This is a genomic window from Streptomyces armeniacus (assembly GCF_003355155.1).
Lineage (GTDB): Bacteria > Actinomycetota > Actinomycetes > Streptomycetales > Streptomycetaceae > Streptomyces > Streptomyces armeniacus.
Map to the genome: position 1 here is coordinate 2,664,223 of NZ_CP031320.1, position 17,437 is coordinate 2,681,659.

The 17,437-nt window shown below is 71.7% G+C and carries 21 protein-coding genes; 16 read left to right on the forward strand and 5 right to left on the reverse strand.

The annotated features are described in order from the left end of the window. Positions 1-11: 11 nt before the first annotated feature. From DVA86_RS11625 to DVA86_RS11645, 5 genes are all read right to left on the reverse strand, one after another. Positions 12-1,388: a YhfT family protein gene (locus tag DVA86_RS11625; protein WP_245996503.1), complete on the reverse strand. Its 1,377-nt coding sequence runs from the start codon at positions 1,386-1,388 to the stop codon at positions 12-14. A gap of 191 nt (positions 1,389-1,579) precedes the next feature. Continuing rightward, on the reverse strand, positions 1,580-1,942 hold the full coding sequence (locus DVA86_RS11630) for a DUF2620 family protein (RefSeq protein ID WP_208877934.1): 363 nt from the start codon (positions 1,940-1,942) through the stop codon (positions 1,580-1,582). Then, the gene (locus tag DVA86_RS11635) at positions 1,939-2,340 is read right to left on the reverse strand and encodes a PRD domain-containing protein (RefSeq protein WP_208877936.1); all 402 of its coding nucleotides are present in this window, start codon (positions 2,338-2,340) and stop codon (positions 1,939-1,941) included. Before DVA86_RS11635 ends, DVA86_RS11630 begins: the two co-directional genes overlap by 4 nt. Positions 2,341-2,479: 139 nt before the next feature. Then, complete coding sequence (gene yhfZ, locus DVA86_RS11640) at positions 2,480-3,418, reverse strand: GntR family transcriptional regulator YhfZ (RefSeq protein WP_208877938.1); 939 nt, start codon at positions 3,416-3,418, stop codon at positions 2,480-2,482. 68 nt (positions 3,419-3,486) lie between these two features. Then, complete coding sequence (locus DVA86_RS11645) at positions 3,487-4,329, reverse strand: methyltransferase domain-containing protein (protein WP_208877939.1); 843 nt, start codon at positions 4,327-4,329, stop codon at positions 3,487-3,489. A gap of 394 nt (positions 4,330-4,723) precedes the next feature. On the opposite strand from DVA86_RS11645, the gene DVA86_RS11650 reads away from it, so the two are divergent. From DVA86_RS11650 to DVA86_RS11725, 16 genes are all read left to right on the forward strand, one after another. Next, positions 4,724-5,389, forward strand: a complete 666-nt coding sequence (locus tag DVA86_RS11650) for a hypothetical protein (RefSeq protein ID WP_208877941.1) — start codon at positions 4,724-4,726, stop codon at positions 5,387-5,389. A gap of 242 nt (positions 5,390-5,631) precedes the next feature. Further along, entirely contained in the window at positions 5,632-6,105 is a 474-nt protein-coding gene (gene rpsP / locus DVA86_RS11655) for a 30S ribosomal protein S16 (protein WP_208877942.1), read from the forward strand. A gap of 2 nt (positions 6,106-6,107) precedes the next feature. Next, on the forward strand, positions 6,108-6,347 hold the full coding sequence (locus tag DVA86_RS11660; protein WP_208877943.1) for an RNA-binding protein: 240 nt from the start codon (positions 6,108-6,110) through the stop codon (positions 6,345-6,347). Between the two features lie 85 nt (positions 6,348-6,432). Continuing rightward, the gene (gene rimM / locus DVA86_RS11665; RefSeq protein WP_208877946.1) at positions 6,433-6,990 is read left to right on the forward strand and encodes a ribosome maturation factor RimM; all 558 of its coding nucleotides are present in this window, start codon (positions 6,433-6,435) and stop codon (positions 6,988-6,990) included. Then, entirely contained in the window at positions 6,987-7,853 is an 867-nt protein-coding gene (gene trmD, locus DVA86_RS11670; protein ID WP_208877947.1) for a tRNA (guanosine(37)-N1)-methyltransferase TrmD, read from the forward strand. The genes rimM and trmD overlap by 4 nt, the downstream gene beginning before the upstream one ends. A gap of 129 nt (positions 7,854-7,982) precedes the next feature. Continuing rightward, complete coding sequence (gene rplS, locus DVA86_RS11675) at positions 7,983-8,333, forward strand: 50S ribosomal protein L19 (RefSeq protein WP_208877948.1); 351 nt, start codon at positions 7,983-7,985, stop codon at positions 8,331-8,333. A 45-nt stretch (positions 8,334-8,378) separates the two neighbouring features. Next, positions 8,379-9,122, forward strand: coding sequence for a signal peptidase I (gene lepB / locus DVA86_RS11680; RefSeq protein WP_208877950.1), 744 nt, complete (start codon positions 8,379-8,381; stop codon positions 9,120-9,122). Beyond that, positions 9,115-10,209, forward strand: a complete 1,095-nt coding sequence (gene lepB, locus DVA86_RS11685; RefSeq protein WP_208877951.1) for a signal peptidase I — start codon at positions 9,115-9,117, stop codon at positions 10,207-10,209. The genes lepB (DVA86_RS11680) and lepB (DVA86_RS11685) overlap by 8 nt, the downstream gene beginning before the upstream one ends. Positions 10,210-10,213: 4 nt before the next feature. Beyond that, a complete protein-coding gene (gene lepB / locus DVA86_RS11690; RefSeq protein ID WP_208877952.1) occupies positions 10,214-11,029 on the forward strand; it encodes a signal peptidase I in 816 nt (271 codons plus the stop codon). 75 nt (positions 11,030-11,104) lie between these two features. Next, complete coding sequence (lepB, locus tag DVA86_RS11695) at positions 11,105-11,839, forward strand: signal peptidase I (RefSeq protein ID WP_208877953.1); 735 nt, start codon at positions 11,105-11,107, stop codon at positions 11,837-11,839. A gap of 39 nt (positions 11,840-11,878) precedes the next feature. Next, a complete protein-coding gene (locus tag DVA86_RS11700) occupies positions 11,879-12,202 on the forward strand; it encodes a DUF2469 domain-containing protein (protein WP_023527784.1) in 324 nt (107 codons plus the stop codon). Between the two features lie 154 nt (positions 12,203-12,356). Further along, positions 12,357-12,731 carry a YraN family protein gene (locus DVA86_RS11705; protein WP_208877955.1) on the forward strand — a complete coding sequence of 125 codons (375 nt, stop codon included), beginning with the start codon at positions 12,357-12,359 and terminating at the stop codon, positions 12,729-12,731. Then, on the forward strand, positions 12,731-14,368 hold the full coding sequence (locus DVA86_RS11710) for a YifB family Mg chelatase-like AAA ATPase (protein ID WP_208877957.1): 1,638 nt from the start codon (positions 12,731-12,733) through the stop codon (positions 14,366-14,368). The genes DVA86_RS11705 and DVA86_RS11710 overlap by 1 nt, the downstream gene beginning before the upstream one ends. Before the next feature lie 89 nt (positions 14,369-14,457). Continuing rightward, positions 14,458-15,573: a DNA-processing protein DprA gene (dprA, locus tag DVA86_RS11715; RefSeq protein WP_208877959.1), complete on the forward strand. Its 1,116-nt coding sequence runs from the start codon at positions 14,458-14,460 to the stop codon at positions 15,571-15,573. 235 nt (positions 15,574-15,808) lie between these two features. Continuing rightward, on the forward strand, positions 15,809-16,654 hold the full coding sequence (gene whiG / locus DVA86_RS11720; RefSeq protein WP_208877961.1) for an RNA polymerase sigma factor WhiG: 846 nt from the start codon (positions 15,809-15,811) through the stop codon (positions 16,652-16,654). A 53-nt stretch (positions 16,655-16,707) separates the two neighbouring features. Further along, complete coding sequence (locus DVA86_RS11725; RefSeq protein WP_208884625.1) at positions 16,708-17,265, forward strand: TetR/AcrR family transcriptional regulator; 558 nt, start codon at positions 16,708-16,710, stop codon at positions 17,263-17,265. Positions 17,266-17,437 lie beyond the last annotated feature (172 nt).

A 17,437-nucleotide genomic window follows, 5' to 3' on the forward strand; every position in this document is an offset into this window, starting at 1 on the left:
GGTTCCGGCGGTCAGCCCTTGACCGGGGTGAACAGGTCGAGCCAGTAGAGGAGGTTGAGGAGGACGCCGCCGACGAGGACGGCGGCGGGCGCGGCGGCCATCCGTACGACGACGCGGCCCATCGCCTCGTTCAGCAGGTAGAGCCCGCCGACGATCATGATGCCGAGGCCGCCGCCCATGGTGTTGGCGGCCATCAGGGAGCCGAACAGGATGGCCAGCCACAGGCTTTCGCTGATCGCGTTCCGCAGGTGCTCGGAGGAGTCCCGTACGGACGGCAGCCGGCCGAGGACCTTGCCGAGGTACGACAGCGCCAGCACCTCGACGGCGAACACCAGCGCGCCGGCGAGCACCGCGAGCCAGGGGCTGGGCAGGAGGTAGCCGATCGGGTAGACGAGCGTGAACCCGGCGATGGCGTACGCGCCCGAGGCCAGCGCCGTGGTGGCGATCAGCGGGATGAAGCCGAACACGCGGTAGAAGTCGACCTGCGCCGCTTCCGCGTATTCGCCCTTGGCGATCAGGAAGCTGGTGGCCTCGCCGCCGCCGAAGACGTGCATCTGCGCGAGGAGGCACACGCCCGCGCCGAGCGCCATGTACAGCGGCAGATACCGCCGTATCCGCGCCGCGCTCGCGCTGAACAGCGAGTTCATCGGGTCGTCGGCGGCGTCCCCGGCGGCCTCGGTGTCGCCGGCCGCCGCTGCCTTCGCCTTCTCCGCGCGGTCGAGCCGCCGCTGGTTCAGGTCCTTCTGGACGGCGAAGCCGATCAGGATCAGCACGCCCACGGCCATTGCCACGGCGCCGGGGAAGATGTCCGGCCACGCCTTCATCGTGACCACGACCAGGGCCAGTTCGACGACGCCCGCGATGCCGCCCCGCAGCCGGCCGAACTGCTTGGTGATGGCCAGCACCGGGAACAGCGTGAACAGGAACAGGATCGGCGTCGACATCTCCTGCATCGCCGTCAGGAAGTCGACGGGCAGCTCGTGCGCGAGGTCGTTGGCCCCGCCCAGCCCGAAGACGACGACCGCGCCCCAGGCACCGCCGAGCAGCGGCGCCAGCCACTTCTTGGGCGAGAGGATGCCGAGCACGTCGGTCGGCAGGAACAGCAGCCAGGGGTTGAGCACGCCGCTGGCCAGCGCCATCGGCGCGCCGAGCCCGAAGATGAACCCGGCGGACAGCCCGAACGCCACGGCGGTGGTGGCGGTGCGGGTCGTACGGCCCTGGATGAAGTCGAGCATGAACGGCCGTACGCCGTCGTTGAACACGGCGAGCGCCATGTGCGAGATGAACGCGGTGAGCGCGCACAGCGCGATGACCGTGAGCTGCTGTCCGAGCGAGAAGTCGAGGCTCTTGCTTCCGGCCTCCGCCGTGCTGGCCAATATGGTGCTCACGGACTGCTCCTTCATGCCTTCGTGGCCGGGGACCTGGCCGGGATCGGGGAGTGGGGTGCTGCGGTGCCGCGCGGGGACGCGTTGCGAGGGCTGGTTGCGGGGGCCGGGGGTGCGGCGGGTCCCGCGTGGGGACGGGGCCGCGGCGGGCGGCGTACGCCAGGGGGTGCGCCTACGTCAGGCGTGCGCGTACGTCAGGCGGCGCGCGCGGCGATCGCGCGGGCGAGTACGGGAGTGGTGTCGGCGATCTGGTCCATGCCGAAGCCGAAGACCTTCTTGCCGCTGTCCAGCAGCGAGTTGACCTCGTCCTCGCTGGGCACCGAGCGGCCGAAGGTGTGGCAGACGTCGCTGCCCAGCAGCCCGAGGAGCAGGCCGAGGGAGGCGCCCGCGCCGGTGTGGCAGGTGCCGAGGTAGTAGTCGGCCTGTCCGGCGCGGAGCTTCATCGCCGCGTCCATGTCGCTGGACACGGCGACCTCGACGCGGCCGGTGTCCAGCAGGCCGTTCAGCGCCTCGGCGACCTCGGTCTTGCCGACTCCGCCGGTGAGGATCTTCGTCATGGTGTGTCCTGCCTTTCGGGTCCGTTGGCGGGTGACTGCCGGGCCAGCACCGCCAGATGCAGCGCCAGGAAGTTGATCTCGGACGCGGGGAGCGTGGCCCCGAGCGTGCGCTCGGCGCGTACGGCGACGGCCCGGGACCGTTCGACCGCCTCGGGGTGGTCGGCCAGCTCGTCCGCGATGTGGTCGTCGGCGGGGAACTCGTCGATGGACGCGCCGTTCACGAGCCGGGTGAGCGCCATCATCAGATGGCTGGTGAGCATGCCCGCGCTCGCCTCGGAGACGGGGTGGCCCTCGGCGGCCAGCGTCTCCAGCTCTGCGGACACGAACTCGGCCACCTCGGGCCGTACCTGCCCGGTCTCGCGGAACAGCTGGATCCGCCGGGCCAGCTTGTCCTCCATGGCGCGTCCTTCCGTCCTCTGGCCGTCCTGTGCCGGGTCTGTCCCGTGCTGGCGCCCACAGTAATCAGGATTCTGGTTTTTGAGTAGAGGGTTCCGCTTCCGGAGTGGTGCGGAGGTGGCCGCCCGGCAGGCGGGAGGCTCAGTAGAGCGGCACGCGCTCGCCGCGCAGCACCTCGGACTGGATGCCTGTGACGAGCGAGAAGTCCAGCGACTCCCGTACGGCGTCCAGCGCCCGGGTGCCCTCGGCGCGGCTGATGACGGCGGCGCGGGAGTTGCGGAGCGCGAGATCGCGGGTGATCTCGTCGCCGAGCGGCAGCACGTCTATGTCGGGGCCGAGATGGTCGCGCACCTCGTCCAGGTTCCAGACGGTGGCGTCCACCTCGCCGCGCGCGAAGAGGTCGCGCAGCTGCATGTACGACGCCTCTATCCACGCGATGTCGTCGCGCCGCCCGAACGCCCTGCTGGCCAGTGCCCGCAGGTCCTCCGAGGACGAGTCCATGGCCACGCGCAGTCCCGCCGTCTCCAGTGGCACCCCGCGCCGCAGCAGCAGCCCGTGCGCCCCCACGTACGTCGCCGGGCCGAGGTCGGCGAGCAGCCGCACCGGGTGCTCCGCCAGCACCCGGTCGGCGGCGAACCGCGACAGCACGACCAGATCGACCTTCCCCTCCAGCAGCGCGGAGAGCCGGGTCGCCGCCCCGCGCATGAAGGTGATCGCGAACGGCGCCCCCGACTGCTCGAACGCGGCGCGCAGCCCCGTGGCCAGGCCCTCGTAGCGGTGCGAGTACGGCAGCGGCATCGCCGCGAGCAGCGTGCCGAGACCGGCCAGCCGCCAGAGCAGGGCGCGGTCGGCCCGTATCAGATACGTGCCCAGGTGGCCGCGCGCCTTGGTCTCGATGGCGCCCGCCTCCTCGAGCAGCTGGAGGCCGGTCTGCACGGTGCCGTTGCCGACCTTGAGCTCGCCGGCGAAGTCGCGGAGCCTGGGGAGGCGTGAGTCCGGCTCGTGGTGCAGCAGCAGCGCGGCGAGCTGGCGGGCCGCGAGTCCGTTGCGGGTCAGGAAACGTTCTTCGCTGCCGTGCATGCCTGGATAGTATCCAGGATCCTGGATACTGCCAACGGCGCCCCTGTCGTACGGGACCCGGGCTCCGGTCAGGCGCGGGCGATCACGTAGCGGAAGAGGTTCGGCATCCACACGGTGCCGTCGTCCCGCAGATGCGGCTGGAGGGCCCCGGCCAGCTCCCTGCGCACCTGCTCCCGGTCGGTCGCGCGTACGGCGTCGTCGTACAGGCCGGTGGACAGCAGCCCGCGTACGGCGCTGTCCATGTCCGCGTAGCCGAACGGGCACGCCACCCGGCCCGAGCCGTCCAGCCGCAGCCCCGAACGGTGCGCCAGCTCCTCCAGATCGTCGCGGCTGCCGGGCTGCCAGCAGCCGGCGGCGCCCTCGGCCGCGCCGCGGCGCGCGGCGCGCGGCTCCGTCAGCCGGGCCGCGACGTGCAGCACGGCCGCCGCGCCGCACCGTTCCGGCGGGCCCCAGCCCGCGAGGACGACCGGGGTGCCGCGCTCCAACGAGGCGGCGGTGCGGGCGAGTTCGGCGGACTGCGCGAGCGCGTCGAAGGCGGTCACCACGTCGGGGTGCGGGCCGGCGGGCGGAAGCGCCGCGTCCGCCTCCGGCTCGTGCACGCCGTCGGCGCGCCGTACGAGCCGCGCGTTCCACCGGCGCGCGCCCTCGGCGGGCTGCGGCAGGAGCCGCTCGCGGGCGAGTCCGAGCCGGATCGCGTCGCTGTCCACGCCGGTGACCGTCGCGCCGCGCGCCGCCGCCAGCAGCAGCGCCAGCCCGGAGCCGCAGCCGAGGCCGAGCAGCCGCGTACCGGCCCCGACGTCGAGGCGCTCGTACACCGCCTCGTAGAGCGGCACGAGCATCCGCTCCTGGATCTCGGCCCAGTCGCGGGCACGCTGCGGGAGGTGAGTGTCCTGTACGAGCGTGGGTGTCATCGGGGCGCCCCAATCCGCTGCCGATATGTCGCCGTCTGGGGCACCGCGGTTGCCGGGAACTGACCGGCAACACTCAGCGGGCCGACAACGGTCCGGTTCGCGAAACCATGCTAAACCGGGCATTTCGCTACGGCATTCCGGGCTGCGGACGGCGCGTTCGTACGTACGCGGCCCGCGGCGCCGGGCCGGTGCCCCGCCGCCGGGGCACCTCTGAGAGAGTGGGGGATCACGGTGTGTCGCGGAGTGGAGCGCTGAGTACGGCCGCCCGCCGCGCGTACTCATCCGGCAGTACGTCCTCGGATGAGGCAGGTGTGCGACTTCTCCGCAGATCTGCGCACCCGCCCTCGTCCAGACCCATCAGAGTGAACTGACTGGTACGTGCAAATTATTTGAGATGCCCCGGAATCGGAACACGAAGGGGTCCCCGCTCGTTGTAAGCGACGTGAGCACGACACCACCAGTCCTCGCCGCCGAGCTGGCAGCCGCCTGGGCCGATATTCAACGGCACCACAACGAGCTGCCGGATCTGGCCGCGCCTGAATCGCTGATCGGAGAGTCGTCGTCCGCATGTGGCGCCGAGCTCTCATTCGAACGCCTGCTGCACGAGGCCGTTCACGGTATCGCCGCCGCCCGCGGCATCCGGGACACCTCGCGCGCCGGCCGCTACCACAACCGTCGCTTCCTGGCGATCGCCGAGGAGCTCGGCCTGGACCACGCCGAGGAGCCGCACCCCAGCAGTGGCTTCTCGCTCGTGGTGCTGGCCCCGGAGACGAGAAGGCGCTACCGCCCGACGATCGAGCGCCTCCAGCGCGCCCTCAAGGCACACACCGTCGCCACCGCCACCGACACCCGCCGCAGCTTCCGCGGCCCCGCCGCGCGGCACGGATCGTCCGGGGGCGGTGTCCGGGTCAAGGCCGTCTGCGACTGCGGGCGCAACGTCCGGGTCGTTCCGTCCGTTCTGGAGCAGGCCCCCATCATGTGCGGGGCGTGCGGCAAGCCGTTCCGCATTCCGGAGGCGTCGGGCGGCAGCACGCCGGAGCCGCTGGCGGTGGCGGGCTGACGGGGGCGCGGCGCGCGTAGCGCGTCAGCGCGCGAAGGCCGCGGGGAGGGGTCCGCAGGCGGCCTGCCGGGCCGCGTTTCTGCGGCCAGGGTGAGGTGTGGCATGATATGCGGCTGTACTCGACAGCCGCACAGGACCCCTCTCTCCTCCGGCTGACGCGTCCATTCGGGCACTCGGGCACCGCAACCCCACGTGGACATCCCTCGTGCCCAACCACGTCAAGACCAGGAGACACCACACCCGTGGCAGTCAAGATCAAGCTGAAGCGTCTGGGCAAGATCCGTTCGCCTCACTACCGCATCATCGTCGCCGACTCCCGTACCCGCCGTGACGGCCGGGCCATCGAGGAGATCGGCCTGTACCACCCGGTGCAGAACCCCTCGCGTATCGAGGTGGACTCCGAGCGTGTCCAGTACTGGCTGAGTGTCGGCGCCCAGCCGACCGAGCCGGTCGCGGCCATCCTCAAGGTCACCGGCGACTGGCAGAAGTTCAAGGGCCTGCCGGCCCCTGAGCCGATGAAGGTCCCGGAGGTCAAGGCCGACAAGAAGGCGCTCTTCGAGGCCGCGGCCAAGGAGTCCTCCGACGAGCCCAAGGGTGAGGCGATCACTCCCAAGGCGAAGAAGGCGGACAAGGCCGACAAGGCCGATAAGGCCGAGAAGAAGGCGGACGAGGCCGAGAAGGCCGACAAGTCCGCCTCCGAGTCGACCGGGGCCTGAGGATGCTCGAGGAGGCCCTCGAGCACTTGGTGAAGGGCATCGTCGACAACCCCGACGAAGTGCAGGTCGCCTCGCGCAATCTGCGCCGGGGGCGGGTCATCGAGGTCCGGGTGCACCCCGACGACCTCGGCAAGGTGATCGGCCGTAACGGCCGCACCGCGCGCTCCCTGCGCACCGTCGTAGGGGCACTCGGCGGCCGCGGTATCCGCGTCGACTTCGTCGACGTGGACCAGGTCAGCTGAACCGCAGCAGGCAGCACCGGCAGCGGCCGGGGGTGGTTTCGGCCTCCCCCGGCCGCTGTCTGTCGTAGCGAAGGGGAACGAGCAAGTGCAGCTGGTAGTCGCGCGTATCGGCCGCGCCCACGGAATCAAGGGCGAGGTCACGGTGGAGGTGCGCACGGACGAGCCCGAGCTGCGACTCGGCCCCGGCGCCGTCCTCGCCACCGAGCCGGCGTCCACCGGCCCGCTCACCGTCGAGAGCGGCCGCGTGCAGAGCGGACGGCTGGTGCTGCGCTTCGAGGGCGTACGGGACCGTACGGCCGCCGAGGCCCTGCGCAACACCCTGCTGATCGCCGAGGTCGATCCCGACGAACGGCCCGACGACCCCGAGGAGTTCTACGACCACCAGCTGGCCGACCTCGACGTCGTGACCCGGGACGGCCGGGAGATCGGCCGCATCGCGGAGGTCGCGCACCTGCCCGGGCAGGACGTGCTGATCGTGCGGCGGCCGGACGGCGGCGAGGTGCTCGTCCCGTTCGTCGAGGAGATCGTGCCCGAGATCGACCTGGCCGCCCAGCGCGCGGTCGTCGACCCGCCGCCCGGCCTGATCGAAGAGGTCGACGAGGCCGACGAGACCGAAGAGGCCGACGAGGACGGCACGGCATGAGGATCGACGTCGTCACGATCTTCCCGGAGTACCTGGAGCCGCTGAACGTCTCCCTGGTCGGCAAGGCACGCGCCCGCGGGCAGCTCGACGTACGCGTGCACGACCTGCGGGAGTGGACGCACGACCGGCACCACACCGTCGACGACACCCCGTACGGCGGCGGGCCCGGCATGGTGATGAAGCCCGAGCCGTGGGGGGAGGCGCTGGACTCCGTCCTGGAGTCCGGCCCGCGCGGCGGGGAGGACGGGCCCGTGCTGATCGTGCCCACGCCCAGCGGGCGCCCGTTCAGCCAGCGGCTGGCCGTCGAACTGGCCGCGAAACCCTGGCTGGTGTTCACGCCCGCGCGCTACGAGGGCATCGACCGCAGGGTGATCGAGGAGTACGGCGGCCGGCTGGACGTCCGCGAGGTCTCCATCGGGGACTACGTACTCGCCGGCGGCGAGGCCCCCGTACTGGTCATGGTCGAGGCGATCGCGCGGTTGCTGCCGGGCGTGCTCGGCAACGCCGAGTCGCACCGCGACGACTCGTTCGCCCCGGGCACGATGGCCGGGCTGCTGGAGGGGCCGGTCTACACGAAGCCCCCCGAGTGGCGCGGCCGTGGCATCCCCGAGGTGCTGCTGAGCGGTCACCACGGCCGTATCGCGCGCTGGCGCCGCGACCAGGCGCTGGCCCGTACGAGCGCGAACCGCCCGGACCTCATCGAGAGTTGCGACCCGGAGGCGCTCGACAAGCACGACCGGGCGACGCTCGCCGCACTCGGCTGGGAGCCGGTGGACGGGGGCGCGAGGACGAGCGGGCACGACGGGCAGGACGGGCGTACGCGCGGTCGATTTGGGCGTACGGGCGAGGCCGTGGAAGAATAGGCCGCTGCCTCACGTCCGGCGCGCGACCCTGCCACAGGGGGACCGACGCCCGCTCGGAGCGGTGGCCCCCGATCCAGCACCACGACTTCCGCTGATGACCTGTGGCATCGGCGAGGAAAGCAGACGGTCATGTCTCACCTTCTCGACAGCGTCGATTCCGCTTCTCTGCGCGACGACATCCCGGCGTTCCGCCCGGGCGACACGGTCAACGTCCACGTGCGCGTGGTCGAGGGCAACCGCTCCCGTGTGCAGCAGTTCAAGGGCGTCGTCATCCGCCGCCAGGGCTCCGGCATCCGTGAGACGTTCACCGTCCGCAAGGTCAGCTTCAGCGTCGGCGTGGAGCGCACCTTCCCCGTGCACACCCCGGTGGTAGAGAAGATCGAGGTCGTGACCCGCGGCGACGTCCGCCGCGCCAAGCTGTACTACCTGCGTGACCTGCGCGGCAAGGCCGCGAAGATCAAGGAGAAGCGCGAGAACTGATCTCCTGTCGGGCGGCCGGGAGCGGCTGGCTAAGCTCTCGGCTCGATGCACACCGACGAACCGCCCAGCGAGCACGACGACACGGAGCGCGACCGCTCTCCGGTCCCCGAGGAGGGACGGAGGCGCTGGTCGCGCTCCGTCCGTTTCGGGCTGCCGGCGGTCGGCGTGATGACGGTGCTCTTGCTGGTCAGCGCCTTTGTGGTGCAGCCTTTTCTGATTCCGAGCTCTTCGATGGAGCCGACGCTGCAGGTCGGTGATCGTGTCCTGGTCAACAAACTGGCCTATCGTTTTGGCAACCATCCGGAGCGCGGGGACGTTGTCGTCTTTGACGGCACCGGTTCGTTCGCAGCCGAGGAGGAGTCGCACGGGAACCCGCTGACCGGTCTGCTGCACGAGGCCGGGGCCGCGGTCGGCCTGGTGGAGCCGTCGGAGACCGACTATGTGAAGCGCGTGATCGGGATCGGCGGCGACAGCGTGAGGTGCTGCGACAAGCGGGGGAGGATCGAGGTGAACGGCGTGCCGGTGGAGGAGGACTACCTGCATCGCGGGGACAAGCCGTCGACAGTGCCGTTCGACATCGAGGTGCCGGAGGGACGGCTGTGGGTGATGGGGGATCACCGTTCCGACTCCAGCGACTCCCGTGACCACCTCGGCAGGCCCGGTGGCGGCACGGTCCCCGTGGGCCGGGTGATCGGGCGGGTGGACTGGATCGGCTGGCCCGCCGGCCGGTGGGACTCGGTCCGCTCACACGGGGCGGGGGAAGGCACGGGAACGGACCGCCATGGGTAACCGCGGCCGGCCGTACGGCCACCACCGGAGGCCCCCGGGCAGCCCGCCGCCCCCGGCGGCACCGCCGGAGAGGACGGGGACGCCGCTGCGCGGACCGGGGGAGGGCCGGGCGGCGCGCAGGCGCGCGGCGAAGCGGATCAAGCGCCGCAGACGCCTCTCGATGACCAAGGAGATACCCATCCTCATAGGGGTGGCGCTGCTGATCGCACTGGTCCTGAAGACGTTCCTGGTGCAGGCGTTCGTCATCCCGTCGGGCTCGATGGAGCAGACGATCCGGATCGGGGACCGGGTGCTGGTGGACAAGCTCACACCGTGGTTCGGGTCGAAACCGGAGCGCGGCGACGTGGTCGTCTTCAAGGATCCGGGCGGCTGGCTGGAGGACGAGCAGAAGCAGAAGGAGGACGACCCCGTCGGAATCAAGCAGGGCAAGGAGTTCCTCACCTTCATCGGGCTCCTGCCGTCGGACGACGAACAGGACCTGATCAAGCGGGTGGTCGCGGTCGGCGGTGACACGGTCAAGTGCTGTGGCAAGGACGGCCGGGTGACGGTGAACGGGGAGCCGCTCAACGAGCCGTATCTGCATCCCGACAACGAGCCGTCCAAGATGAAGTTCGAGGTGACGGTGCCGATCGGCCGGGTGTTCGTGATGGGCGACCACCGGTCCAACTCCGCCGACTCCCGCTACCACCTGGACGACGAGGGCCGGGGCACGGTCCCGGAGGACAAGATCGTCGGCCGCGCCGTCGTCATCGCCTGGCCCTTCGACCACTGGCGGGGACTGGAGGAGTCCGAGGCCTACGCCTCGGTTCCGGACGCGAAGGGCGCTCCGACGGCGGCGGACGGGCTCGGGGACAATCGAATGGTTCAGCTCCCGACTCCTGCGGAACTCCCGCTCGTTATGGGAGTAGTGGGCCTTTCCCGATGGTGGGACAGGCGACAGCGCAGCGTGAGGAGTGATTGTGGGGGACGTGGCGGTCGGCGCGCGGTCCGGTTCGGGCGATCCAGAGGGGGAGGGGTCCGGCGTACCGCCCGTGTTGAGCGACGATCGCGGGACCGCGGAGAAGGGCGAAGCGGACGGCGTGACTGAGGGAATGCCGGAGAACCCGGGGGGACACGCGAAGCCCAAGAAGCCGCGCTCCTTCTGGAAGGAGCTTCCCCTGCTGGTCGGCATCGCGCTGGTGCTGGCCCTGGTCATCAAGACGTTCCTGCTGCAGGCCTTCTCCATCCCGTCGAACTCGATGCAGGACACCCTGCAGATCGGGGACCGGGTGCTGGTGGACAAGCTCACACCGTGGTTCGGGTCGGAGCCCGAGCGCGGTGAGGTCGTCGTCTTCCACGACCCGGGCGGCTGGCTGCCCGAGCAGAACACCGAGCAGAACTTCGTGCAGACCGCCTTCAGCTTCATCGGGCTGATGCCGTCCGCCGACGAGAAGGACCTGATCAAGCGGGTCATCGGGGTCGGCGGCGACACGGTGGAATGCAAGAAGGGCGGCCCCGTCGAGGTCAACGGCAAGCCCCTGGACGAGCCGTATCTGTACCCGGGCAACGCCCCCTGCGACGACAAGCCGTTCGGCCCGATCGAGGTGCCGGACGGGAAGATGTGGGTGATGGGCGACCACCGCGAGGACTCGCTGGACTCCCGCTACCACACGAAGACGGACAACGGCATGGTGCCGGTCGACAAGGCCGTCGGCCGCGCGGTCGTCGTGGCCTGGCCGCTCGACCGCTGGTCGACCCTGCCGGTCCCGGACACGTTCGACCAGGACGGGCTGGCCGCCAAGGCGGCGAGCGCCACCCCCGCGGCGCTCGGCCTCGCGGGCGCGATCCCGCTGGTGATGTGGCGCCGCAGGCGGCGGCACGCGCAGGCGGCCGGCGAGACCGCCGGGCCGGTGTCGATCAAGGGCTGACGGGGTCCGTACGCCCCGGTAAGGTGCGCCCAGACCTTCCCCAGGTCCTTGTGGCGAGCACCCGGGAGCACACGCATGGGCAAAGCAGGACGTACGGGCGGCAGGCCGGGCAGCGGGCGAGGTCACGCGCTGTCCGGCCTCGCTGTGGCGCTCGGCTGCGTGCTCTTCCTCGGCGGCTTCGTCTGGGGCGCGATCGCCTACCAGCCGTACACGGTCCCGACCGACTCGATGAACCCCACCGTGAAGGCCGGCGACCGCGTGCTGGCGGAGCGGATAGACGGCGGCGAGGTGCGGCGCGGCGACGTCGTCGTGTTCGAGGACACGGTCTGGGGCGACCTGCCGATGGTGAAGCGCGTCATCGGCGTCGGCGGCGACAAGGTTGCCTGCTGCGACAAGGCGGGACAGCTCACGGTCAACGGCCGGCCGGTCGAGGAGCCGTATCTCAGCGGGAGCGGGCCGGCCTCCTCCACCGGCTTCGACGAGACGGTGCCGGAGGGCAGGCTGTTCCTGCTCGGCGACTACCGGCAGGGCTCGCAGGACTCCCGCGTACGTCTGCAGGGCGACCACTGGGCCGTGCCCCGTTCGGCCGTGAGTGCGCGGGTCGACGCCACCGCCTGGCCGATGGGCAGCGTCGGCACCGTGGAGCGCCCGGACGCGTTCGCGGGCCTGCCCGGCGGGGTCTCCGACCCGGGGCCGCTGCGGCTGCTCCTGGCCGCCATCGTGGCCGGCGCCCTGCTGATCCTGGGCGGCGCCGCCCATGGGCCGATCGTGCGACGCCGGGCAAGGGCTGCACGCAGTCGTCAGGGCTGACGCACAATGGGGGGACGCACGGCTGAAGGGGAACATGCCATGAGCGCCGAGGACCTCGAGAAGTACGAGACCGAGATGGAGCTGAAGCTCTATCGCGAGTATCGCGACGTCGTCGGCCTGTTCAAGTATGTGATCGAGACGGAACGACGCTTCTACCTCACCAACGACTACGAGATGCAGGTGCACTCGGTGCAGGGTGAGGTATTCTTCGAAGTTTCGATGGCCGACGCCTGGGTCTGGGACATGTACCGGCCGGCCCGCTTCGTCAAGCAGGTGCGGGTGCTCACGTTCAAGGACGTGAATATTGAGGAGCTCAACAAGAGCGAACTCGACCTCCCCGAGGATTCCGGCTTCAAGGGCTGAACGACGGGCTGAACGACGGGGGCCCGCCGTACGTCACGGACACCACCCCTGTGGGTGACGGTGTTGTCCACAACCCGTGAGTTATCCACCGAAACACAGCAAGATCATCTGACCACCTCAGGGGCCGTCACAGTCGGTGACGGAGGTGGTCCACATGAATGCCCGAGGAGCACTCGGCCGCTACGGCGAGGACCTGGCAGCGCGCAGGCTGCGCGAGACCGGCATGGCCGTCCTGGAACGGAACTGGCGCTGCCGCGACGGCGAGATCGACATCATCGCGAGAGACCGGGACTCGCTGGTCATCTGCGAGGTGAAGACGCGCCGCGCGGGTGGCTACGAGCACCCAATGGCCGCGATGACCCCGAACAAGTCGGCGCGGCTGCGCCGGCTGGCCGCCCGCTGGCTCCACGAACGCTGGCTGGTGCGGTACGGCCGCCCGCCCACCGGAGGTGTACGGATCGACCTGGTCGGCGTGGTGCTGCCGGCCCGGGGCGCGCCGTGGGTGGAGCACGTGCGAGGGGTGGCGTGATGGCGTTCGCGCGTACGTGCTCGGTGGCGCTGGTCGGCGTGGAGGGCGTCGTCGTCGAGGTGCAGGCGGACCTCGAGCCGGGCGTCGCCGCGTTCACCCTGGTGGGGCTGCCGGACAAGAGCCTCGTGGAGAGCCGGGACCGGGTGCGCGCGGCGGTCGTCAACGCGGGCGCGGAATGGCCGCAGAAGAAGCTCACGGTGGGGCTCAGCCCGGCGTCCGTGCCCAAGAGCGGCAGCGGCTTCGACCTGAGCGTGGCGTGCGCGGTGCTGGGCGCGGCGGAACGGATCGATCCGCGGGCCATTGCCGACCTGATGATGATCGGCGAGCTGGGGCTGGACGGCAGAGTCCGGCACGTACGCGGTGTCCTGCCCGCCGTGCTCGCCGCGGCGGACGCGGGATACCGGCAGGTGGTCGTGCCAGAGCAGGCGGTCGCGGAGGCGTCGCTCGTCCCGGACGTCACCGTCCTCGGGGTGCGGAGCCTGCGGCAGCTCATCGCGCTGCTCACGGACGAGGCGCCGCCCGAGGACGGCGAACAGGAACAGCAGCAGGAGCGTGCGGACAGGCTTGGCACGCCGGGCCGTAGCGAGGCCGTGCTTGGCGGCTTCCTGGTCCCCGGCTCCGGCCGCGCCGTGACGGCGGGCGGCGAACGGCAGCTGGACCTGGCGGAGGTCGCGGGCCAGGCCGGCGCCCGCAGAGCCCTGGAGGTGGCGGCGGCCGGACGGCACCACCTGTTCTTCAAAGGGCCGCCCGGCGCGGGCAAGACGATGCTCGCGGAACGGCTGCCGGGGCTGCTGCCCCCGCTGAGCGCGGCGGAGTCGCTCGAAGTGACGGCCGTGCACTCGGTGGCGGGGACGCTGCCACCCGGCCACCCGCTGGTGGAACGGCCGCCGTACTGCGCGCCGCACCACTCCGCGACCATGGCGGCCCTCATCGGCGGCGGCACCGGTCTGCCCCACCCGGGCGCCGTCTCCGTGGCACACCACGGCGTGCTCTTTCTGGACGAGGCAGCCGAATGCAGCGGGCGGGTGCTGGACGCGATGCGGCAGCCGCTCGAGTCGGGGTACGTGGTGGTGGCGCGCGCCAGCGGGATGATGCGGCTGCCCGCCCGCTTCCTGCTCGTGCTCGCCGCGAACCCGTGCCCCTGCGGGCGGCACGGCATGAACGCCGGAGGGTGCGAGTGCCGGCCGTCGTCGATCAGGCGCTACCGCGCACGGCTGTCCGGGCCGCTGCTGGACCGCGTCGACCTCCGGGTCACCGTCCATCCCCTCACCCGTTCCGAGCTGGCCGCGCTGGAGGGCACCGCGGAGTGCACCGCCACGGTGGCCGCGCGGGTGCGCGAGGCCCGCGAGCGGGCGGCGGCGCGGTACGCGGGGACTGACTGGACCACGAACAGCGACGTGCCGGGGCACGCGCTGCGCAAGGGCTGGCCCGTGGCGCCGGGCGCGTTGCGCGAAGCGGAGGAGGACATGGACCGCGGGGTGCTTACCGCCCGCGGGCTGGACCGCGTGCTGCGGGTCGCGTGGACGGTGGCGGACCTGGCAGGCCACGACCGGCCGACGGCGGCGGACGTGCGGTGCGCGCTGGAGCTGCGTACGGGCATCACGCGGGGGAGCACGCTGTCGGGGAGTCGGCTGTGAACAGTGAGCCGGCGGGCGGCGGCGGATCGGGGAGCGGTGGGTCCGGGAGTAGCGGGTCCGGGAGCGGTGATGCGGAGCGGCTGGCGCGGATGGCTCTGACGCGTGTCACCGAGCCCGGGGACCAGCTCGTCGGCCGCTGGCTGGCGGAGTACGGCGCGGAGGAGGTGGCGCGGGCGCTCCGCCGGGACGGCACGCGGCTGGACGGGACCACCGAGCAGCGCTGGGAAGGTCTGCGGCTGCGTGCCCGCGACGCCCCGGAGCCGGAGGCGGACCTCGCCGCCGTGGAGCAGCTGGGCGGCCGCTTCCTCTGCCCCGGCGACGGGGAGTGGCCGGGGCAGCTCGACGACCTCGGCGGGGCGCGGCCGGTCGGCCTCTGGGTGCGCGGCGCCCCGTCGCTCCGGTTCTGGGCGCTGCGCTCCGTCGCCGTGGTCGGCGCCCGCGCCTGCACGGACTACGGCGTGCACGTGGCCTCCACCCTGGGCGCCGGGCTGGCCGAGCGCGGCTGGACGGTGGTGTCCGGCGCGGCGTACGGGGTGGACGGCGCCGCGCACCGCGGTGCCCTCGCGGTCGGCGGGGCCACCGTCGGCGTGCTGGCCTGCGGCGTGGACGTCACCTACCCACCGGGCCACGGACGGCTGATCCGGCGGATCGGTGAACAGGGGCTACTGGTCGCGGAGTTGCCGCCGGGCGCGCACCCGACGCGGAACCGTTTCGTGCTGCGCAACCGCGTGATCGCCGCGCTCACACGCGGGACCGTCGTGGTGGAGGCCGAGCTGCGCAGCGGCTCGCTGGTCACGGCGCGGCGGGCCAGGGAGTTGGGGCGGACGGTGATGGGCGTGCCCGGCGCGGTGACCTCCGGGCTGTCAGCGGGAGTGCACCAACTCCTGCGGCTGGAGGGACAGCTGGTCACCGATCCCGACGAGGTGATCGAACTCGTCGGCCGCATGGGTGAGCTGGCTCCCGAACGCAGCGGGCCCGCCCTGCCGCGCGACGTCCTGCCGCCGGACGCGGTGCGGGTGCTGGAGGCGATGCCCGCGAGGAACGCCGTCACCGCGCAGAAGTTGGCGCGCGAAGCGGGCACTCCGAGTGAGCTCACACTCGTACGCCTCCACGAACTGAGGTCACTCGGATTCGTCGAACGGAAAGGCGATCACTGGTGGTTGGCACGCGCGGCGCAGCCCGCCCGCAGACACCCCATCGGGTGACGGTTCGGTCCTTGACCTGCGGCTCCTGGGTGAAAGGGTGAGCGTAGTCCGCCGGTTCAGCCAGCACCCGCTCCGCGACCCGTGGAACGGGCCCTGCCTGCGGCGTAACCCAGGGGTGCGTGCAGCGGAACGTATCTGCGCATACCAGATCGGACGCTCATCGCATACCGCGACCAGACAGTCACGCTACGCTCACAACACTCTGACTCTCCAGTAGAACGGCTCAAGGCGACGAATGCCCCAGCACAAATCCGGGCCCGACCGTACGGCCACCGCCGAGGCGCCGGTCGCAGTCGAGGACGCTGCGCCCGGCCCCGCCCCCAGCTCGCTGGACGAGCTGTGGCGGTCGTACAAGGGGACGGGTGACGGCAGGCTGCGGGAACAGCTCATCCTGCATTACTCGCCGCTGGTGAAGTACGTCGCCGGACGCGTCAGCGTCGGGCTGCCGCCCAACGTGGAGCAGGCCGACTTCGTCTCGTCCGGGGTCTTCGGCCTGATCGACGCCATCGAGAAGTTCGACCCGGGCCGCTCCATCAAGTTCGAGACGTACGCGATCACCCGTATCCGCGGCGCAATGATCGACGAACTCCGGGCCATGGACTGGATTCCGCGCTCCGTGCGGCAGAAGGCGCGCGCCGTCGAGCGGGCGTATGCCACCCTCGAGGCGTCACTCCGCCGCACGCCCTCGGAGGCCGAGGTGGCCGCCGAGATGGAGATCCCCGTGGAGGAACTCCACGCGGTCTTCAGCCAGTTGTCGCTTGCCAACGTGGTCGCTCTGGAAGAGCTGCTGCACGCGGGCGGCGAGGGCGGCGACCGCCTCAGCCTGATGGACACGCTGGAGGACACCGCCGCCGACAACCCGGTGGAGGTCGCCGAGGACCGCGAGCTGAGGCGGCTGCTGGCACGGGCGATCAACACCCTTCCGGACCGGGAGAAGACGGTCGTCACCCTCTACTACTACGAGGGGCTGACCCTCGCCGAGATCGGCCATGTGCTGGGCGTGACCGAGAGCCGGGTCAGCCAGATCCACACCAAGTCGGTGCTCCAGCTCCGGGGGAAGCTGGCGGAGATGGGTCGCTGAATCGGTACTGCCCTCCGTAGAGTGGCCGTGTGCCCAGGATTCGAGCGGCCTCGGTGGCCGAGCACCGGACCATGCAGCGTGGCGCCCTGCTGGACGCGGCGCGCTCCCTCCTCTCCGAAGGTGGCACGGAGGCCCTGACCTTTCCCGCGCTCGCGCAGCGCACGGGTCTCGCCCGGTCCTCCGTCTACGAGTACTTCCGCTCCCGGGCCGCCGTGGTCGAGGAGCTGTGCGCGGTCGACTTCCCCGTGTGGGCGGCCGAGGTCGAGTCCGCCATGGCGGCGGCCGACGGCCCGGAAGCGCAGATCGAGGCGTACGTGCGGCAGCAGCTGGCGCTCGTCGGCGACCGGCGGCACCGGGCGGTCGTGGCGATCTCCGCGGGCGAGCTCGACGCCGCCGCGCGGGAGAAGATCCGCGCCGCGCACGGCGGTCTGATCGCGATGGTCGTCGAGGCGCTCAGCGAGCTCGGCCACACTCAGCCGCGGCTCGCCGCGATGCTGCTCCAGGGCGTCGTCGACGCCGCCGTGCGGCGTATCGAACTCGGCGCAGCCGAGGACCCCGCACATATCACCGAGGCCGCCGTGTCCATGGCCCTCGGCGGGGTGCGCGGCTGAACCGTCCGCGTGGACGGCCGCCGCCGGCGCAGCCTCCGGTGCGCCCAGACCGACGCCGCGGCCAGCGCCAGTCCGGCGACGAGCGGCCCCGTGCCGCCGCTTGTGGACGACCGGGCCGCGACGGTCTCCGGCGTGTCCGGTCGGCCGCCGTCGCCGCCGCGTGGCTCGCTCC

Bases quoted from the DNA above. Each gene is read 5' to 3' on its own strand.
- DVA86_RS11645 (WP_208877939.1), bottom strand. From the start codon at position 4,329: ATGACACCCACGCTCGTACAGGACACTCACCTCCCGCAGCGTGCCCGC.
- DVA86_RS11635 (WP_208877936.1), bottom strand. From the start codon at position 2,340: ATGGAGGACAAGCTGGCCCGGCGGATCCAGCTGTTCCGCGAGACCGGG.
- DVA86_RS11710 (WP_208877957.1), top strand. From the start codon at position 12,731: ATGGCGTTCGCGCGTACGTGCTCGGTGGCGCTGGTCGGCGTGGAGGGC.
- yhfZ (WP_208877938.1), bottom strand. From the start codon at position 3,418: ATGCACGGCAGCGAAGAACGTTTCCTGACCCGCAACGGACTCGCGGCC.
- lepB (WP_208877953.1), top strand. From the start codon at position 11,105: ATGGGCAAAGCAGGACGTACGGGCGGCAGGCCGGGCAGCGGGCGAGGT.
- lepB (WP_208877950.1), top strand. From the start codon at position 8,379: ATGCACACCGACGAACCGCCCAGCGAGCACGACGACACGGAGCGCGAC.
- whiG (WP_208877961.1), top strand. From the start codon at position 15,809: ATGCCCCAGCACAAATCCGGGCCCGACCGTACGGCCACCGCCGAGGCG.
- DVA86_RS11660 (WP_208877943.1), top strand. From the start codon at position 6,108: ATGCTCGAGGAGGCCCTCGAGCACTTGGTGAAGGGCATCGTCGACAAC.
- dprA (WP_208877959.1), top strand. From the start codon at position 14,458: ATGGCTCTGACGCGTGTCACCGAGCCCGGGGACCAGCTCGTCGGCCGC.
- rplS (WP_208877948.1), top strand. From the start codon at position 7,983: ATGTCTCACCTTCTCGACAGCGTCGATTCCGCTTCTCTGCGCGACGAC.
- DVA86_RS11705 (WP_208877955.1), top strand. From the start codon at position 12,357: ATGAATGCCCGAGGAGCACTCGGCCGCTACGGCGAGGACCTGGCAGCG.
- DVA86_RS11650 (WP_208877941.1), top strand. From the start codon at position 4,724: ATGCCCCGGAATCGGAACACGAAGGGGTCCCCGCTCGTTGTAAGCGAC.
- lepB (WP_208877952.1), top strand. From the start codon at position 10,214: ATGCCGGAGAACCCGGGGGGACACGCGAAGCCCAAGAAGCCGCGCTCC.
- DVA86_RS11630 (WP_208877934.1), bottom strand. From the start codon at position 1,942: ATGACGAAGATCCTCACCGGCGGAGTCGGCAAGACCGAGGTCGCCGAG.
- lepB (WP_208877951.1), top strand. From the start codon at position 9,115: ATGGGTAACCGCGGCCGGCCGTACGGCCACCACCGGAGGCCCCCGGGC.
- DVA86_RS11700 (WP_023527784.1), top strand. From the start codon at position 11,879: ATGAGCGCCGAGGACCTCGAGAAGTACGAGACCGAGATGGAGCTGAAG.
- trmD (WP_208877947.1), top strand. From the start codon at position 6,987: ATGAGGATCGACGTCGTCACGATCTTCCCGGAGTACCTGGAGCCGCTG.